This window comes from Nocardia neocaledoniensis, assembly GCF_003182135.1.
Lineage (GTDB): Bacteria > Actinomycetota > Actinomycetes > Mycobacteriales > Mycobacteriaceae > Nocardia > Nocardia neocaledoniensis.
In genome coordinates this window covers 85,773-101,914 of record NZ_QGTL01000007.1, presented here as the reverse complement: position 1 = coordinate 101,914, position 16,142 = coordinate 85,773, and the positions used below count along the sequence as shown (strand labels likewise).

The window sequence follows — 16,142 nt, the reverse complement described above, 5'->3', positions numbered from 1 at the left end:
TGCGAGCGCGCGACCCGACGGCCCGTTCCGGCCGAGTGCCGCCGTCGCCGCGAGCAGACGCGGCGCGGGCCGGGTACCGCTCACACACACAGGGGTGATCGGCCCCGCGCCCCACGCCTTCCGGTCTCCGAGGCCGGGACCGGGCCCGCGATCAGCTCAGCGCAGGCCGGCGGCCTTGCCCGCGAAGCGGACGATGTTCTCCTTCACCCACGCCCCGGTCCGGCCGCGGATCACGCGCTCGGCCGGGGTGTCGTCGGCGTTGAGGAGCTGGATGACGGCGTCGTGGCGGCCGAGGCTGAGGCACTGCAGGTGGTAGCGGAAGGTCATCGGCTTCGGTTCGGTGCCGCGGGCTCGGGCCTGGATCGCGCGGGCGACGTAGGAACCGGTGGGTAGGGCTGTCGCGCAAGCCATTCGGAGGGGGCGGTCGCCGGGGCCCGCGACGAGCGCGGCATCACCGGCGGCGTAGATGTCCGGATGCGACAGCGAGCGCAGGGTTTCGTCGGTGCGGATGCGGCCCTGTTCGTCCACGTCGAGACCGGCGCTGCGAGCCAGATCCGGCACGGTGAAACCGGCGGTCCAGACGACGGCCGCGGCGGACAGCACGGTGCCGTCGACCAGCCGCACACCGTCGGGCAGCACCTCGGCGACCTTGACACCGGCACAAATCTCGACGCCGAGACGGGTCAGCGTGGCGCGGATGTGCTCGACAGCGCGCGCGGAGAGCCACGCGCCCGGTTCCTCCGCGCCGAGCAACGTGACGGCGGCCCACTCACCCGCAGGTCGGTTCGCCTGCTCGCCCTCACTCGAGCCGTCCGAATCCGGAAGCGCCCCGCCCGGTTCCGCCGCCGACGCGCCATTACGCACCCGGGCCGAATCCCGGCGCACCCCGGCCGGTTCCGCCGCCGACGCACCATCACGCACGCCCGGATCCCGGCGCGACTCAGCCAGTTCCGCCGCGAGCTCGATGCCGGTCGAACCCGCGCCGACCACGATCACCGGACCCGCGGGCAGGGCGCGCACATCCTCGGGGGTCGCGACGAAGTGCGCGTGTTCGGCCACGCCGGGCACGCTGGTGCGATCGGCGGCGCTGCCGAGGGCGTAGACCAGGGTGTCGTACCCGATGGACCACTCACCGTCGAGATGCACCCGCTTCGCATCGGGATCGATGGCGGTGGCCATGGCCCGGATGTACTCGATCCCCTTGCGCTCCAGCATCTCCCGCAGGTCCCAGCGCCGAATCCGCTGGCCTGCCGCAGCCTGGTGCAGCCGCACCCGTTCGACGAATTCCGCGCGCGTATCGACCACGGTAATCGTGGTGTCGCGCGCCTTCGCCAAGCGGCGCGCGGCGCTGAGTCCCGCGTACCCCGCGCCGAGGACGACGATTCGCTGCTGCCCGGTCATGTGTGGCTCCTCTCGACGTTGCCGATACGGACCAGACCGCGCAGCCGCCGGATTCCTGACAACTCGACGGAGTGATCCGGCTCACGCGCCGGTGGCGACCAGAAATCCCAGCTTGTCGGGGTTGACCACGATGCGCACCGTGTCGACCAGCCCGGCGCCGTCGACGGCGAAGAACATCACCGAACTCGCGACCACACCGTCCTCGCGCACGATCAGCGCCAGTTCGCCGTTGACCTCGGCGAAGCCGAACGTGCTGGCCGGGGTGAGGAACCTGGTCAGGCCGAGCAGGTAGCGCGCCACGTGATCGGCTCCGGTGACCGGCCGGCGCGCCGCGGTGACCTTGCCGCCGCCGTCGGCCGTCGACACGATGTCGTCGGCGAGCAGCGCGCGCAGACCGGCGATGTCGCCGGTCGCCGCCGCCATCAGGAAGCGTTCGATCAGGGTGCGGGCCGCATCGGCGGGCACCGTGTAGCGCGGTTTGTCCGCGCGCACCCGGGCGGCGGCCCGGTGCAGGATCTGCTGGGAGTTGGCCTCGGAGATCTCGAGCATCGCGGCGATCTCGGCGTGCGGATAGCCGAACGCCTCGCGCAGCACGAACACCGCGCGTTCCACCGGATTGAGCCGCTCCATCGCGGTGAGCAGCGCGAGCGACACCGACTCGCGCTCCTCGACCGTCTCCAGCGGGCCCAGCGCGCCCGAACCGGTCGGCACCGGTTCGGGCAGCCAGGGGCCGATGTAGGTCTCGCGGCGCGCCCGCGCCGAGACGAGCGCGGTGCGGCAGAGATTGACGGTGACGGTGGTCAGCCACGCCTCGGCGTTGACGATCTCGCCGCGCTCGGCGTCGGCCCACCGCAGGTAGACCTCCTGCACCACGTCCTCGGCCTCACTCGCCGCACCGAACATCCGATACGCCAGCGCGAACAACCGCGGCCGATGCGTGAGGAACTCCTCGACCCCGCCGGACTCCACCGCTCCTCCTCCGCGCACGAACCCGGGGATTCAGTCGCGCGGACGACGCAGCCGCAGCCGGGCCGAACCGCGGATCGCCGGACGGCGGATCTGCGGCATCTTGCGCTGGGCCCGCCGCTGCGCGCGGCGCTCCGACGGCTTGTGCTGCCAGGTCTCCGGCCGGGCCGCGACCCAGCGGGCCGAGCGCCAGGCGAACGGGATGTGTACCAGGTACAGGCCGACCAGGATCAGCAGCAGCACGATCGGGTAGGTCACCAGCAGGGCCGCCGCCAGAGCCACCAGCACCAGCAGACCGGCCGCCGCCTGCGGAGCCACCGACACCGACTTCATCGCCAGGGTCGGGATGGTGCTCACGCACAGCAGGGCGGCGAAGATCGTCCACGCGGCGACGAAGGTGAAGCCGGTCCACCAGCCGTCCCCGAACTGCACGTGCAGCGCGATGGGGACCAGCGCGATCAACGCGCCCGCCGGCGCGGGGACCCCGGTGAAGTACTCGCGCGCCCAGTTCGGGCGGGAGTCGTCGTCGAGCAGGGTGTTGAACCTGGCCAGGCGCAACACCAGACTCACCGCGAACAGCAGCGCCACGATCCACCCGGCGCTGTTGCCGTCGAGCAGGGTGACGTAGAGGACCAGCGCGGGCGCGACGCCGAAGGAGATCGCGTCGGAGAGCGAGTCAAGTTCAGCGCCCATCTTGCTGGTCGCGTCGAGCATCCTGGCCAGGCGGCCGTCGAGGGTGTCGAGCACGGCGGCGGCGCCGACCATGGCCAGCGCCACTTCCAGCTCGCCGTCGAGGCCGAACTTCACCGCGGACAGGCCGGCGCACAGGGCGAGGATGGTGACGACGCTCGGCAGCAGCCGCACCGAGCGTGGGCGCTTGCGGCGGGCGGCCTGTTCGATCATCCCAGCACAGCCAGCACGGTTTCGGCGCCGATCGTGCGCTGCCCCGGGGCGACGAGCAGTTCGGTGCCGACCGGGAAGTAGGTGTCGACGCGGGAGCCGAAACGGATCAGGCCGTAGGTGTCACCGATGGTGAGCACGTCACCGGCGCGGGCGTCGCAGACGATGCGGCGGGCCAGCAGCCCGGCGATCTGCACGACCACGACCTGCTTGCCGTCGGCGGTGTCGATGACCATGCTGTTGCGCTCGTTGGCGTCGCTGGCCTCGGGCAGGTCGGCCGAGAGGAACTTGCCCGGCTGGTGCTGCACCTCGCGCACGGTGCCCGACACCGGCACGCGCTGCACGTGCACGTCGAGGACCGACAGGAAGATGCTCACGCGCGGCAGCGGCTGATCGCCGAGGCCGAGCTCGGCGGGCGGCACCGCGGTGTCGACGAGGGCGACCTCACCGTCGGCGGGCGCGACGACGATGCCCGGCCGGTTCGGCGGCACGCGGTGCGGATGCCGGAAGAAGGCCGCGCAGGCCGCGGCGGCGCCGAGACCGGCCCGGCGGACCCACTTGTTCCGGCCGCCGACGACCGCGACCGCCAGCGGGACCGCGACGAACGGCAGTCCGGCGGGGTGCAGTGGTGGGACGGCGGCCCGGACCAGGTCGACGACATGGCCGATGCCGGTGGTTTCGGGCGTGCCGGGCGGAGTGGGGCGGCGGGCCACGGGCTCCCTCTTTCGTGGGGTGACGACAACACAAGCGTTCACACCTTACGCCGAGCCCACCGTCAGCCACCGATGGGCGGTGCGCGGCCGATGTGACCGAAGCCACGAATTCGCCGGCCGGACGCGCTAATATGAGGAAGCCTCATGTCTGCCCGTTCACATGTTGTCCATACGGGGGTCATGGGCGATGAGCGACAGATTTCGATGCTTCAGGTACACCCAGCGGTGCGACCGCAGGTTGACAGGTACATAGGAGACGCACAATGGCTGCTCGAATCGCCCAGACGACTGGGGCTGAGCACACCGCGATTCTCGGTTTGGGCGTCTACCGCCCCGCCCGGGTGGTCACGAACGACGAGGTGGCGGGGCCGATCAACTCGAGCGACGAGTGGATCCGCACCAGATCGGGCATCAGCACCCGGCGGTTCGCCTCGGCCGAGGAGACCGTCAAGTCCATGAGCGTCGCCGCCGCCGAGGGCGCGTTGGCCTCGGCGGGCGTCGCCGCCGATCAGGTCGACTGCGTCATCGTGGCGACGTCGACCCATCTGTTGCTGACCCCCGCCATCGGGCCGCAGATCGCCACCGACCTCGGCATGACCGGCGCCGCCGCCTTCGACATCTCGGCGGGCTGCGCCGGGTTCTGCCATGCCCTCGGCATGGCCTCGGACCTGGTGCGGGCGGGCACGTCGAAGAACGTGCTCGTGATCGGTGTGGAGAAGCTCACCGACACCGTCGACTTCACCGACCGCTCCACGGCGTTCCTGTTCGCCGACGGCGCGGGCGCGGTGATCGTCGGTCCCGCCGAGGAACAGGGCATCGGCCCGACCGTGTGGGGCTCGGACGGCACCCAGCACCACGCCATCCGGCAGAGCAAGGACTGGATGGAGTTCTTCACCGAGATCGAGGAGAAGGGCACCGACGCGGTGCGCCCCTACCTCGCGATGGAGGGCACCGCGGTGTTCCGCTGGGCCGCGCATTCGCTGGAGAAGGTGTGCCGCGAAGCCATCGACAAGGCGGGGCTCACCACCGACGACCTCGACGCGATGATCCCGCACCAGGCCAACGGCCGGATCATCGAGATCATGGCGCGGGTGCTGAAGCTGCCCGAGGACTGCGCGCTGGCCAACGACATCGAGGAAGCCGGCAACACCTCGGCAGCATCGATCCCGCTGGCGATGGAGGCGCTGCTGCGCAAGGGCGAGTCGAAGCCCGGCGACACCGCGCTGCTGATCGCCTTCGGCGCCGGACTCTCCTACGCCGCACAGGTTGTCACCATGCCGGCCTGGCGCTAGCCGACCAGCAAATCCGCCCACCGCGGCGGCGGTCCGCCCCGAGCGGACCGCCGAGCGGTGGGCTCGCCGTGTCCACCTCGTCCCAGTTGCACCAACCCGGACATGCTGGCAAACTCTTCGCTAATCGACGTTGCTGACCGACGAAGCTCAGCCACCGCGTCCCTGTCGTCGAACCGAGGTGATCGGCCGTGAAACTGCGCTCCTTCCTGCCACGCAGGAACATCAACGACGTCCCGCTGCTGCCCACCATCGAGCCGGACGACAGCTCCGCGCTCCGCGCCGCCCTCACCCGCCGCAAACGCGACGAGCGCCTCGAACGCCTGCTGACACCCAGCGAACTCGACCTGGTGCTGCACAACCAGGTCTGAGCACGCGCGGGGGCGAAGGGGGATACTCGACGGGTGAGCACTCCCGCGGTAACCAAACCGGCCATCCTGAGCGTTGACGACGATCCCGGGGTCTCCCGGGCCGTGGTGCGCGATCTGCGCCGCCGCTACGGCGCCGACTACCGGATCCTGCGCGCCGAGTCCGGCCCACAGGCGCTCGAGGCGCTGCGCGAGATGAAGCTGCGCGGACAGCCCGTCGCGGTGCTGATCGCCGATTACCGGATGCCGGGCATGGACGGCATCGAGTTCCTCGAGCAGGCGATGGACCTGCATCCGTTCGCGCGGCGCGTCCTGCTGACCGCCTACGCCGACACCAATGCCGCGATCGACGCGATCAACGTCATCGACCTCGATCACTACCTGCTGAAGCCGTGGGACCCGCCGGAGGAGAAGCTCTATCCGGTGCTGGACGAGTTGCTCGCCGCCTGGCGCAGCGCCGAGCACCGGCCGGTGTACGAGACGAAGGTCGTCGGTGACCGGTGGTCGCCGCGCTCCTCGCAGGTGCGGGAGTTCCTGGCGCGCAACCAGTTGCCCTATCGGTGGTACCCGGTCGACGAGCCGGAGGGCGCGCGACTGCTCGAGGCCGCGGGCGCCGATCCGCTGCGCTGTCCGGTGGTGATCACCGCCGCGGGCTCGGCGCTGATCCAGCCCAGCGACAGCGAGCTCGCCGAGAACGTGGGGCTCACCGTGGAACCCAGCGGCGACTTCTACGACCTCATCGTGGTCGGCGGCGGCCCGGCGGGGCTCGGCGCCGCCGTGTACGGCGCGTCGGAGGGCTTGCGCACGGTGCTCGTCGAGCGCACCGCCACCGGCGGGCAGGCCGGGCAGAGTTCGCGCATCGAGAACTACCTCGGCTTCCCCGACGGCCTGTCCGGCGCGCAGCTGGCCGACCGGGCGCGCAGGCAGGCGGCCAAGTTCGGCGCCGAGATCATCACCACCCGCGACGTGGTGGGCCTCGAGGTCAACGGTTCGGCGCGCACGGTGCGCTTCGCCGACGGCGGCAGGCTGTGCGCGCACACCGTGCTCATCGCGACCGGCGTGGACTATCGGCGTCATCCGGCGCCGGGCGTGGACGAATTCACCGGACGCGGCGTGTATTACGGCTCGGCCATGACCGAGGCGGCCGAGTGCGCCGACCAGGACGTCTACATCGTGGGCGGCGCCAACTCGGCGGGCCAGGCGGCGGTGTTCCTGTCGCGCAACGCGCGTCGCGTGCACATCGTGGTGCGGGCCGACGCGCTGGAGAAGTCCATGTCGCACTACCTCATCCAGCAGATCGCGCAGATCCCGAACATCGTGGTGCACACCGAGACCGAGGTCGTCGGCGTCGACGGTGACGATCACCTCGAACGGATCATCCTGCGCGACAACAAGGCGGGCACCGAGGACAAGGTCGAGGCGCACCGGCTGTTCCTGTTCATCGGCGCCGCGCCGCAGACCGGCTGGCTCGACGGGGTCGTCATCAGGGACGAGGCCGGTTACGTCGTCGCGGGGCCGGACCTGATGGTGGACGGCAACCGCCCGCCCGGCTGGGAACTGCCGCGGCCGCCACACCATCTCGAGACCAGCGTCCCCGGCGTCTTCGTCGCGGGCGACGTACACGCCGAATCGGCCAAGCGGGTGGCCTCCGCCGTCGGCGAGGGCGCGATGGCCGTCATGCTCGTCCACCGGTACCTGGCCTAGGAGTGGCTGTGAGCGAATTGATCTGCGATCCGAACGAACTGCGCACGCTGTTCCTGTTCGAGAAGCTCGACGACGACCAGCTCGCGCAGCTGTGCGCGGTCGGCCGGATCGAGTACATCGACGCGGGCCAGGTGTATCGCGAGGGCGACCCGGCGACCTGCTTCTACGTCCTGATCAACGGCGAGGTGCGGCTCACCAAGCTCTCGGGCGGGATGGAGATCGAGATCAACCGCACCGACCAGCGCGGCGTCTACGCCGGCGCCTGGATGGCCTACCTCGGCGACAAGGTGAGCCAGGACTACGCCGGGTCGATGTACGTCGAGCGGCGGTCCCGGTTCCTGGTGCTGGCCGCCGCCGACTTCGCGCGGATGGTCAAGGACTGGTTCCCGATGGCCGTGCACCTGCTCGAGGGCGCGTTCTACGGCGGGCAGAAGTCGAGTCAGCGGATCGCGGAGCGGGAGCGGCTGCTCGCGCTCGGTTCGCTCTCCGCCGGGCTCACCCATGAGCTCAACAACCCGGCCGCGGCGGCGGTCCGCGCGACGGCGGGCCTGCGCGAGCGGGTGGCCGGAATGCGGCACAAGCTGAAGATGATGGCCGAGGGCAAGTTCCAGCCCGAGGCGTTCGTGAAACTCGTGGAACTGCAGGAACAGGCCGCCGAGCAGGTCGCCAAGGCGCCCGACCTGTCCCCGCTCGAGGCGGCCGACCGGGAGGACGCGCTGGCCGACTGGTTCGACGAGCACGGCCTGGCCGACGGCTGGAACCTCGCGCCGACCTTCGTCCAGGCCGGCCTCGACGTCGACTGGCTCGAGGGCGTGCACGCCACCCTCGAGGCCTGCCAGGCGCAGGTGTTCGAGGGCGCGATCCGCTGGCTGAACTACACCATCGAGACCGAGCTGCTGATGAACGAGGTCGCCGACTCGACGACCCGCATCTCCACGCTGGTCGGCGCGGCCAAGCAGTACTCGCAGATGGACCGCGCGCCGTACCAGGTCGTCGACCTGCACGAACTGCTCGACTCCACGCTGGTGATGCTCAACCGCAAGCTCGGCGACGGCGTCGCGGTGGTCAAGGACTACGACCGCGCGCTGCCGCCGGTGCCGTGTTTCGCGGCCGAGCTCAACCAGGTGTGGACCAATCTGATCGACAATGCGGTGTACGCGATGGGCGGCACCGGCACCCTGACCGTGCGGACCTACAAGGAGAACGACTGCGCCGTCGTCGAGATCGGTGACACCGGGCCCGGTATCGCGCCCGAGGCCATCGGCCGGATCTTCGAACCCTTCTTCACCACCAAACCGGTCGGCGACGGTACCGGGCTCGGCCTCGACATCTCGTTCCGGATCGTGGTCAACAAGCACCACGGCGACATCCGGGTCGAGTCCGAGCCGGGCGACACCCGATTCATCGTCCGGCTGCCGCTGGACCCACAGGCAGGAGATCAATGATGTCGGAAGAGTTCGACGGTATCGATCCGAGCGTGCCGCCCAGCGGCGCCGGGTGTGTGGAGTGCGACGCCGCGGGCGGCTGGTGGGTGCACCTGCGCCGCTGCGCCGAGTGCGGGCACATCGGCTGCTGTGACAGCTCGCCGAGCCAGCACGCCACGAAGCATTTCAAGGCAAGCGGGCATCCGTTCATGCAGAGCTACGAGCCCGGCGAGGACTGGTTCTACAACTTCTCGACCGAGGAGATGTACAGCGGCGGTCCCGAGCTCGCCGCGCCGACGAGTCACCCGATCGGCCAGACGGTGCCCGGCCCGGCCGACCGGGTGCCCGCCGACTGGCAGTCACACATCCACTGATCAGCCCTGCGGCTTGATCCCGGCGGCCTCGGCGACGGTCTTGTCGGCGTTGCCGGGCGCCAGGCACACCAGCTTGGCGGTGCCGAGCGCCACGTTCGGGCTACCCTCGAAGGGGCCACCGGGGTTGGCCGCGAGGATCTCGTCGATCGCCTTCTTCTCGCCCTCGCCGTCGAGGGTCTTGAACTGCGCGCAGGTGATGTCGGCGCCTGCGGCGGCAGGCGCCTGCGTGGTGCTCGCCGCCGGCTTGGTGGTCGTAGCACTCGCGCTCGCGCTGGATGACGGCGTGCCCTTGCGGAGCCCGCTGGCGTCGGCGGACTCGTCGGAACCGCACCCGGCCAGTGTCAGGCAGACCGCGCCGGCGGCCAGGACGACGAGGGAGATTCGATTCATCTGCTGCATTCCCCGGTGGATCTCGGCGCCGGAACCTCCGGCGCGTCCGATGCAGCGTACCGGCTGGTAGCGGTGGAGTGTCATGTCAGTCACTCTGGCCGTGCGCGCTTGCCGCCCGCCAAACGTTTCCTGATCGTCCGAGCGCGCCGGCGCCGAGGCGCGGCAGAATGACACGGTGGCTGAACTCTCGCTGACCGCCCGGCTCAATCCCTCGGCAGCCGATGCCCGGCGCGGGGTGGTGCGTCTGCACCCCGAGACGCTCACCGCGCTCGGCCTGCGCGAATGGGACGGTATCGCGCTGATCGGCGCGCGCCGCACCGCCGCGGTGGTGGCGAAGGCGCCGGCGGGCACCGCGCCGGGGGTGGCGCTGCTCGATGACGTGACCCTGTCGAATGTCGGGCTACGGGAGAACGCGGCGGTGACCGTCACCCCGGTGACGGTGTACGGCGCGAAGCAGATCTCGCTGAGCGGTTCGGCGCAGGCGACGGCCAGCATCCCCGCGGCCACGCTGCGCCAGGCACTGCTCGGCAAGGTGGTGACCGTCGGCGACACGGTCTCGCTGCTGCCGCGCGATCTCGGCCCCGACATCAGTTCCGCGGCGGCGACCCAGGCCCTCTCGCGCGCCTTCGGCATCGCCTGGACGACCGAACTGCTCACCGTCACCGCGATCGATCCGATGCCGGGACCGGTGAGCGTGCAACCGAATTCGGCCGTCGGCTGGGGCCGCGGGCCCGCCGCGATCATGCACGCGGTGGAGCGCGACACCGACGCGGGCGCCAACGGAGCGCCGGAGAGCGCGGTCTCGGTGAGCTCGGGCAGCGCGGCCATCCCGGTCGAGGACCTGGCGGGCGTCCAAGCCCAGGCCGCCAAGCTCGCGGAGTGGCTGAGCCTGGCGCTCGACGAACCCGAGCTGCTGAAAACCCTCGGCGCGCCCGCGCATCTGGGCGTGCTGGTCACCGGCCCCGCCGGGGTCGGCAAAACAACCCTGGCCAGGGCGGTGGCCGCGCCGCGCCGGATCGTCGAGCTCGACGGGCCGAGTGTCGGTGCGATGGAGAGCGGTTCGCGGCTACGCGAGGTCGCCGAGGCGGTGGGCGACGTGGCCGGTGGACGCGGCGGCGTCCTGCTCATCACCGACATCGACGCGCTGCTGCCCGCCGAAGCCGAGCCGGTGGCCACCCTCATCCTCGACCAGCTGCGCGCGGCGATGAAGGCGCCGTGCGTGGCCCTGCTGGCCACGACCGCCCATCCCGCGCAGGTGGATTCGCGGCTGCGCGCGCCCGACCTGTGCGACCGCGAACTCGCGCTGCCGCTGCCGACGGCCGCGATCCGGCGCGCCCTGCTGGAACAGTTGCTGCGCAAGGTGCCCGCAGGCACGCTCGACCTCGAGGTGATCGCTTCGCGCACGCCGGGTTTCGTGGTGGCCGATCTCGCGGCACTGTGCCGGGAGGCGGCGGTCCGGGCGGCGGGGCGGGCCAGTCGCGAGCAGTCCGAGCCGGAGCTCGCCCAGGACGACCTGGTCGGGGCACTCGAGGTCATTCGGCCGCTGTCACGTTCGGGGACCGAGGAATTGGCGATCGGCTCGCTGGACCTCGACGATGTCGGCGACATGGTGGAGACCAAACAGGCGCTCACCGAGGCGGTCCTGTGGCCGCTGCGCCATCCCGACTCCTTCGCCCGCCTCGGCATCGATCCGCCGCGCGGCCTGCTGCTCTACGGACCGCCCGGCTGCGGCAAGACCTTCCTGGTGCGCGCGCTCGCCGGGACCGGTCAGCTCAGCGTGCACGCGGTGAAAGGCGCTGAGCTGATGGACAAGTGGGTCGGCTCCTCCGAGCGGGCGGTACGTGAGCTGTTCCAGCGGGCCCGCGACTCCGCGCCGTCGCTGATCTTCCTCGACGAGGTCGACGCGCTGGCGCCGCGACGCGGCCAGAGCAGCGACTCCGGCGTCTCCGACCGCGTGGTCGCGGCGCTGCTCACCGAACTCGACGGGGTCGAGCCGCTGCGCGATGTGGTCGTCCTCGGCGCCACCAACCGGCCCGAGCTGATCGACCCGGCTCTGTTGCGTCCCGGCCGGCTCGACCGGCTGGTGTTCGTGCCGCCGCCGGACGCCGACGCCCGGCTCGACATCCTGCGCACCGCGGGCCGCTCGGTGCCGCTGGCCGACGACGTCGACCTGGCCGCGCTGGCCGCCGACCTCGACGGCTACTCCGCCGCCGACTGCGCGGCGCTGCTGCGCGAGGCCGCGCTGGCGGCCCTGCGCCGCGACATGGCAGCGGCCGACGTCACCGCCGACGACGTGGCCACCGCCCGCGCGACGGTGCGACCCTCGCTCGACGCCGCCCAGGTCGAGTCACTGCGCCGGTACGCGGAGAGCCGGGCCTGAACCACGCGCGCGTTCCCCGCCCGCCGGGCTGACCACCGGTATCGTCGACAGGGTGCCCCGGATCGGCGATGATCTGCTGGACGCGGTCGCGGCCTTCGCCGGGGCCGCTTCGGCGGGGATCGCGCTGTTCTTGCCGTTCACCTTCGGCGCTCGGTCGGAGGTCCATTCGGCGTTCCACGTCACCAGCCTGCTCAACAGCGTGCCGCGCGCGGCGGCGCTCGGGCTCATCGTCGCCATGGTCGTTGCCGTGCTGGCCAGGCCCATCACCCGGCCAGGGCTGATCTGGCTCACCGCGGCGGGCGGGGCGGCGGCGCTGGCGCTGAACTACTTCATCGGCACAATGATGCATTCGGCCGACGTACTCACCAGCCAGAACTACCTCGATTCGCTGTGCGGCGGCGTGCTGTTCGGCGCGCTCGGGATCGTCGCGCTGCGACGGCGCTGGTCGGCGGTCGGGTTCATGCTCGGCACCGTGCTGGTGTTCGTCTACGGCGAGGTCGTCGGGGTGTTCAGCGCCACCGATTCGAGCCTGGAGGCCTCCTACACGCCCGCCTGGCTGGTCGGCACCGCGGTCGTCCTGCTGGCCGTCAACGCGCTGCGGCACCGGCACGGGATCATGCTGCCCGCGGTGCCGCGCCTGGCCGCCGACCTGCCGATCAGCCCGATCGTGGCCGCCACCGTGCTGTCGGTGTCGGTGCTGCTCGCCACCGAGTGGCTCGCGCGGGAATGGGACGGGCGCGACGGGAGTACCTGGCAGATCGCCGTCGCGGTGGCCGTCACCGTCATCGCGGCGTTCGTCGCCGCCACCCTGCTGCCCGGCCGCGACGGTGCCTGGCTGCTCCTCGCGGTGGGGGTGGCCGCTGCGGGTGACGCGCTCGGTGACGCCGCGCGGCTCGGCTGGTACCTGCTCCTGGTGCTCGGCCTCGGCGCGGTGACGATCCTGGCCGGGCTGCGCCGGTCGAGTCCGCTGCTCGCCATGCTCGCGGTCGGCGCGCTGTGCGTGTTCGCCGCGCTCGCGCCGCGCCTGCCGTGGTCGCTGGCCTGGCCGATCGGCGCCGTCGCGTTGGCCTGCCTCGCCGGGTACACCGCCGGGTCGATCCGGTACGAGTACCTGCCCAGCGCCGTGCTCGCCCTGGGCGCGCTGTACCTGCCGTCGATCCTGTGGTCGATTCCCACCCGGCATCGGGACTGGCCGACGGCAGGCACCCCGGCGGCGGAAAGCCTGCCGGGCCGCGCCGGACTGGCCGTCACGCTCGGCGCGGCGCTCGCGCTGGCGCTGCTCTACCGGATCCGTCCACAGCGGCAGGCCGCCGAACAATAGCCGCGCGCCGGTCGACATGGCCGACGCGACAGCTGTGGTACCGGGAAACGGGCCGCCGACGCCCGTAGGATCGCAGGCGCCTGACCGGAACGCTCTCGCGCTGACGAAGGAGGATCGTGCTCGCCGTCCTCCTCGCCCACGCGCTGGCCGCCGCGCTCGCGCCGGTCGGCGTCCGGCTGCTCGGGCGCAACGCCTTCTACCTGTTCGCGCTGGTCCCGCTGGGCAGTCTCGGCTGGGTGCTCGCGCACTGGGGCACCACCGTGCGTTCGCACACCGCGTGGGCGCCGCAGATCTCGATGGACATCGACCTGCGTTTCGATTCCCTCGCCGCGGTGATGTCGGTGCTCGTCCTCGGTGTCGGCGCGCTGATCCTGGCCTATTGCGGCCGCTACTTCGACCGTGGGGAGGCCAGGCTCGGGGTGTTCGCCGCCGAGCTCATCGCCTTCGCCGGCGCCATGTTCGGTCTGGTCACCAGCGACAACACGCTGCTGCTCTTCGTGTTCTGGGAGATCACGACGGTGCTGTCGTTCCTGCTCGTCGGGCACTACGCCGAGCGCGCGATCAGCAGGCGGGCCGCGATCCAGGCGCTGCTGGTGACCGGCGCCGGTGGGCTGACGATGCTGGTCGGCATCGTCGTCCTCGGACTGCGCTACGACAGCTTCCTGCTCTCCGACATGCTCGCCACCCCGCCGCCCGACGGCACCGCGGTCTCGGTCGGCCTCGCGCTCGTGCTGGTCGGCGCGATCAGCAAGTCGGCCATCGTGCCGCTGCACTTCTGGCTCCCCGGCGCCATGGCCGCGCCGACGCCGGTCAGCGCGTACCTGCACGCCGCCGCGATGGTGAAGGCGGGCATCTACCTGGTGGCGCGGCTCGCGCCCGCGTTCGCGCAGACTCCGCCGTGGCACCTCGTGCTGCTGCCGCTCGGCCTCGCGACGCTGCTGCTCGCCGGATGGCGGGCGATGCAGGTGCACGATCTGAAGCTGGTGCTCGCCTTCGGGACCGTCAGCCAGTTGGGTCTGCTCATCACGATGATGGCGGTGGGCACCCCGGACGCCGCGCTGGCCGGGCTGACGCTGCTGGTGGCGCACGGCCTGTTCAAGGCGAGCCTGTTCATGGTCGTCGGGATCATCGACCACGGCGCGGGCACCAGGGATCTGCGCAGGCTGTCCGGGCTCGGGCGGCGGGCGCCGTGGCTGTGCGCGATCGCGGTGACGGCCGCGCTGAGCATGGCCGGGCTGCCGCCGTTGCTCGGGTTCGTCGGCAAGGAGTCGGCGCTGGGCGCGCTGTGGTCGGCCGACGTGCTGAGCGATCCGGTGCGGGTGGCGATGCTGGCAGCGGTGGCGGTCGGGTCGGCGTTCACCGTGGCCTACAGCATCCGGTTCGTCTGGGGCGCGTTCGGCGTCACCGCCAATCCGGATCCGTCGATGCGCTGGCACGCGCCGGGTCCCCTGCTGCTGGGTCCGCCCGCGGTGCTCGCGGTGGCCGGTCTCGCGGGTGGGCTCGGGGCCTCCGCGATGGATGGCTGGCTCAGCCCCTACGCCGCGACCCTGCCCGGGGTCCTGGACACCCATCTCGCGCTCTGGCACGGCGTCAACGGCCCGCTCGTGCTGACGGTGTTCGTCATCGCCGCCGGTGTCGCGCTGTTCCTGATCCGCAGCCGGATCGGCGAGCCGGGGCATCCACGCCTCGGCAACGCCGATCGCAACTACGACGCGGCCCTGCGCGCGATGGACAAGCTCTCGCTGCGCATCACCGGTACCGTGCAGTCCGGCTCGCTGCCGGTCAGCCAGGCCATGATCCTCGGCACGCTGATCGTGCTGCCGACCCTCATGCTCGCGCTCGGCACCCGCACCGGCGTCGAGCTGCGCCTGTGGGATTCGCCGCTGCAAGCCGCGATCGGGGCGATCATGGTCGCGATGGCGCTGGCGGCCACGGTGCTGCGCAATCGCCTGGCCAGCGTGCTCGTCGTCGGCGTGACCGGCTACGGCTGCGGCGTGATCTTCGCGCTGCACGGTGCGCCCGACCTCGCGCTCACCCAGTTCCTCGTCGAGACGCTGACCCTGGTGATCTTCGTGCTCGTGCTGCGGGCCTTCCCGGCCGAGATCGCCGAGAACCAGGCGACGGCGTTCAAGGTGCGCCGGGCCCTGCTCGCGATCGGCGTCGGTGTCGCGGTCGCGGTGCTGGCCGCCTTCGCGAGCGCCGCCCGGCACAGCGAACCGATCTGGACGGCCATCCCCGACGCGGCCTACACGATCGGTGCCGGTAAGAACGCGGTCAACGTGCTGCTCGTCGACATCCGCGCCTGGGACACCCTCGGCGAAATCTCGGTGCTCGTCGTCGCCGCGACCGGCGTCGCCTCGCTGGTGTTCCGCAGCCGCCGCTTCGGCAGCGCGCCAAGGGCCGCCGACGCGCCGGACTACGACCCCGACAAGGTGAGCTGGCTGCCCGCGGCCCGGCTCGACGACCGCCGCGAGCGCTCGATGGTCCTGCAGATCACCACCAGGCTGATCTTCCCCACCATCATGGTGCTGTCGGTGTACTTCTTCTTCTCCGGGCACAACGCGCCGGGCGGCGGTTTCGCCGGTGGCCTGATCGCCGGACTCGCGCTCACTCTGCGCTATCTGGCCGGCGGCCGCTACGAACTCGGTGAGGCGCTGCCCGTGGACGCGGGACATCTGCTCGGCGCCGGGCTCACCCTCGCGGCGGGTACCGCGACGGCCTCGCTGCTGCTCGGCGCCCCGCCGCTGTCCTCGGCGATCATCGAGGTGACCCTGCCGGTTCTCGGCCACATCAAGCTCGTCACCGCGCTGTTCTTCGATCTCGGGGTGTACCTGGTCGTCGTCGGCCTGGCCCTCGACGTCCTGCGCAGCCTGGGCGCCCGCTTGGACAAGGAACTCGTATGAGGGAGCGCA

General features: G+C 71.5%; 13 protein-coding genes. 8 read left to right on the top strand and 5 right to left on the bottom strand.

All coding sequences use genetic code 11. From position 1 onward, the window contains the following. Positions 1 to 156: 156 nt before the first annotated feature. From DFR69_RS35315 to DFR69_RS19695, 4 genes are all read right to left on the bottom strand, one after another. Positions 157 to 1,401, bottom strand: coding sequence for an NAD(P)/FAD-dependent oxidoreductase (locus DFR69_RS35315; RefSeq protein ID WP_110039075.1), 1,245 nt, complete (start codon positions 1,399 to 1,401; stop codon positions 157 to 159). An 81-nt stretch (positions 1,402 to 1,482) separates the two neighbouring features. Next, a complete protein-coding gene (locus DFR69_RS19705) occupies positions 1,483 to 2,370 on the bottom strand; it encodes an RNA polymerase sigma-70 factor (RefSeq protein WP_110039074.1) in 888 nt (295 codons plus the stop codon). Positions 2,371 to 2,400: 30 nt separating this feature from the next. Beyond that, positions 2,401 to 3,270 (bottom strand): CDP-alcohol phosphatidyltransferase family protein, encoded by an 870-nt coding sequence (locus DFR69_RS19700; RefSeq protein ID WP_110039073.1) that lies wholly within the window; start codon positions 3,268 to 3,270, stop codon positions 2,401 to 2,403. Continuing rightward, complete coding sequence (locus tag DFR69_RS19695; RefSeq protein WP_110039072.1) at positions 3,267 to 3,980, bottom strand: phosphatidylserine decarboxylase; 714 nt, start codon at positions 3,978 to 3,980, stop codon at positions 3,267 to 3,269. The genes DFR69_RS19700 and DFR69_RS19695 overlap by 4 nt, the downstream gene beginning before the upstream one ends. Before the next feature lie 263 nt (positions 3,981 to 4,243). Here DFR69_RS19695 and DFR69_RS19690 point away from each other — a divergent pair, with 263 nt between their 5' ends. From DFR69_RS19690 to DFR69_RS19670, 5 genes are all read left to right on the top strand, one after another. Next, positions 4,244 to 5,272 (top strand): beta-ketoacyl-ACP synthase III, encoded by a 1,029-nt coding sequence (locus tag DFR69_RS19690; protein WP_110039071.1) that lies wholly within the window; start codon positions 4,244 to 4,246, stop codon positions 5,270 to 5,272. A gap of 188 nt (positions 5,273 to 5,460) precedes the next feature. Next, on the top strand, positions 5,461 to 5,640 hold the full coding sequence (locus DFR69_RS19685; RefSeq protein WP_110039070.1) for a hypothetical protein: 180 nt from the start codon (positions 5,461 to 5,463) through the stop codon (positions 5,638 to 5,640). A gap of 33 nt (positions 5,641 to 5,673) precedes the next feature. Then, a complete protein-coding gene (locus tag DFR69_RS19680) occupies positions 5,674 to 7,341 on the top strand; it encodes an NAD(P)/FAD-dependent oxidoreductase (protein ID WP_110039069.1) in 1,668 nt (555 codons plus the stop codon). 8 nt (positions 7,342 to 7,349) lie between these two features. Then, positions 7,350 to 8,786 carry an ATP-binding protein gene (locus DFR69_RS19675; RefSeq protein WP_208644020.1) on the top strand — a complete coding sequence of 479 codons (1,437 nt, stop codon included), beginning with the start codon at positions 7,350 to 7,352 and terminating at the stop codon, positions 8,784 to 8,786. After that, complete coding sequence (locus DFR69_RS19670; RefSeq protein ID WP_110039322.1) at positions 8,786 to 9,139, top strand: UBP-type zinc finger domain-containing protein; 354 nt, start codon at positions 8,786 to 8,788, stop codon at positions 9,137 to 9,139. The genes DFR69_RS19675 and DFR69_RS19670 overlap by 1 nt, the downstream gene beginning before the upstream one ends. On the opposite strand, the gene DFR69_RS19665 is transcribed toward DFR69_RS19670, so the two are convergent. Then, on the bottom strand, positions 9,140 to 9,529 hold the full coding sequence (locus tag DFR69_RS19665) for a hypothetical protein (protein WP_110039321.1): 390 nt from the start codon (positions 9,527 to 9,529) through the stop codon (positions 9,140 to 9,142). A 175-nt stretch (positions 9,530 to 9,704) separates the two neighbouring features. Between DFR69_RS19665 and DFR69_RS19660 the strand changes: the two genes are divergently transcribed. The 3 genes from DFR69_RS19660 to DFR69_RS19650 all read left to right on the top strand — a co-directional run bounded on the left by DFR69_RS19660 (position 9,705) and on the right by DFR69_RS19650 (position 16,133). Beyond that, on the top strand, positions 9,705 to 11,909 hold the full coding sequence (locus DFR69_RS19660; RefSeq protein ID WP_110039067.1) for an AAA family ATPase: 2,205 nt from the start codon (positions 9,705 to 9,707) through the stop codon (positions 11,907 to 11,909). A gap of 52 nt (positions 11,910 to 11,961) precedes the next feature. Then, positions 11,962 to 13,230 (top strand): hypothetical protein, encoded by a 1,269-nt coding sequence (locus DFR69_RS19655; RefSeq protein WP_110039066.1) that lies wholly within the window; start codon positions 11,962 to 11,964, stop codon positions 13,228 to 13,230. Between the two features lie 116 nt (positions 13,231 to 13,346). After that, on the top strand, positions 13,347 to 16,133 hold the full coding sequence (locus DFR69_RS19650; protein WP_110039065.1) for a Na+/H+ antiporter subunit A: 2,787 nt from the start codon (positions 13,347 to 13,349) through the stop codon (positions 16,131 to 16,133). Positions 16,134 to 16,142: the final 9 nt, after the last annotated feature.

Bases quoted from the DNA above. Each gene is read 5' to 3' on its own strand.
- DFR69_RS35315 (WP_110039075.1), bottom strand. From the start codon at position 1,401: ATGACCGGGCAGCAGCGAATCGTCGTCCTCGGCGCGGGGTACGCGGGA.
- DFR69_RS19700 (WP_110039073.1), bottom strand. From the start codon at position 3,270: ATGATCGAACAGGCCGCCCGCCGCAAGCGCCCACGCTCGGTGCGGCTG.
- DFR69_RS19690 (WP_110039071.1), top strand. From the start codon at position 4,244: ATGGCTGCTCGAATCGCCCAGACGACTGGGGCTGAGCACACCGCGATT.
- DFR69_RS19670 (WP_110039322.1), top strand. From the start codon at position 8,786: ATGTCGGAAGAGTTCGACGGTATCGATCCGAGCGTGCCGCCCAGCGGC.
- DFR69_RS19665 (WP_110039321.1), bottom strand. From the start codon at position 9,529: ATGAATCGAATCTCCCTCGTCGTCCTGGCCGCCGGCGCGGTCTGCCTG.